Raw genomic sequence first — 1268 nt, 5'->3', positions numbered from 1 at the left:
TTTTGGTCTGTTTTGCAGCCATTGGCTTGTAAAAAGGTTCTATGAATGGCGAAAGAGCCAGCGCCCTTAACAAAAGCAACCAACGCGGGCAGTGTAACCCCAGAGGGGTGCGAACATTTGTCGTAAAAGCGTAAATCAGTAGGCAAATCACATGTAATACCCCGCATACGTAAATAGGTTTCTGCTAAAGTATTTTTGATTGGTTGGCTTTGTTGCCAAATTGCTTTTGCTCTCTCTGCTTTCTGTTTTGCTCGTTTGAGATCAGCACAAAACTGTTTGGAGAAAGAGAGCGTCTGATCATAAGCTTGTTTTCCAAGCAACCCAATTCTAATAAGCGCTTGTATGATCTCTCTAAAAGAGCAACCAGCATAACAGTAGATTAAGAGACGCCCATCATGTCCATTGGCAAGGGATAAGCTAGGTAGCCTATCATCATGAGCAGGGCAACGGGCTGTTCCATAACGCCCATGCCAAACCCCGCGGCACAGCACGTGTGATACCTTGCGCATTCTTAAAAGAACACATCATTGTAAATCCTATAACGTTGCGTCACAGGACGGATTGTGCACTCTCTAGGGTGATGAGTTTGAGAAAGCCTTGTCCGTCCTTACGTGACAAGGTTTTTTTTTATGCTGCGTCGTTATAACGTTGCTGTTTTGCTTGCTCGATGACATTCAAAAGATCTGATTGTAACCAACGGGATAAAAAACCAAATTTTAAAGGTTTTGGGAGAGAGCCATTGGTTACATGACGGCGGAATGTTGAAACACTCATATGAAGCAATTTTGCACTTTCACGGTCTGTTAAAAGAATATCATTTTCTGTCATACTAAAATCCTTTCATTCTCAAAAAATAGAAACAAATCATAACTATTTATTAACCACATTTTGGTTCATTTTTGAAGGTATTTTATTTATAGAAAACAATATTTTATAATATAATTTTTGATGTGATAATTTATGAATCTTATTAAGAGAGAATGAGAGAAAAGAGAGAGAAAGTTATCCACAGATCATGGGGTTATTCACCCCATATCTTAAGATTGACCTGTGACATAAGCCGCCCATTTATCCATATAGATCCGGCGTTGTTCTAGATAGTCAGTACGACGATAGGCACGCTCTACTTGTCCTCCTACTGTATGACTTAGAATAGTTTCAGCGACTTCATAGGGAGCATCGGTTGTTTCAGCGAGCCAATTGCGTAAACTAGAGCGAAATCCATGGGGGCAGGCTTCAATTTTATTTTTTCTCATATACGTAGCCAT

The 1268-nt window shown here is 40.1% G+C and carries 1 protein-coding gene and 2 pseudogenes; all 3 read right to left on the bottom strand.

Translation table 11 applies throughout. The features are described from left to right. Nucleotides 1-528 (bottom strand): annotated as a pseudogene (locus tag PVV63_RS10215) (virulence-associated protein E); the annotation flags it as partial. Between the two features lie 99 nt (nucleotides 529-627). Then, nucleotides 628-828: an AlpA family transcriptional regulator gene (locus PVV63_RS10210; RefSeq protein ID WP_015856172.1), complete on the bottom strand. Its 201-nt coding sequence runs from the start codon at nucleotides 826-828 to the stop codon at nucleotides 628-630. A gap of 209 nt (nucleotides 829-1037) precedes the next feature. Next, nucleotides 1038-1268, bottom strand: a pseudogene (locus tag PVV63_RS10205) (integrase); the annotation flags it as partial.

The sequence above is a fragment of the Bartonella sp. CM31XJBT genome (assembly GCF_028618555.1).
GTDB lineage: Bacteria > Pseudomonadota > Alphaproteobacteria > Rhizobiales > Rhizobiaceae > Bartonella.
This window is presented reverse-complemented; position numbering and strand designations above follow the sequence as displayed.

Bases quoted from the DNA above. Each gene is read 5' to 3' on its own strand.
- PVV63_RS10210 (WP_015856172.1), bottom strand. From the start codon at position 828: ATGACAGAAAATGATATTCTTTTAACAGACCGTGAAAGTGCAAAATTG.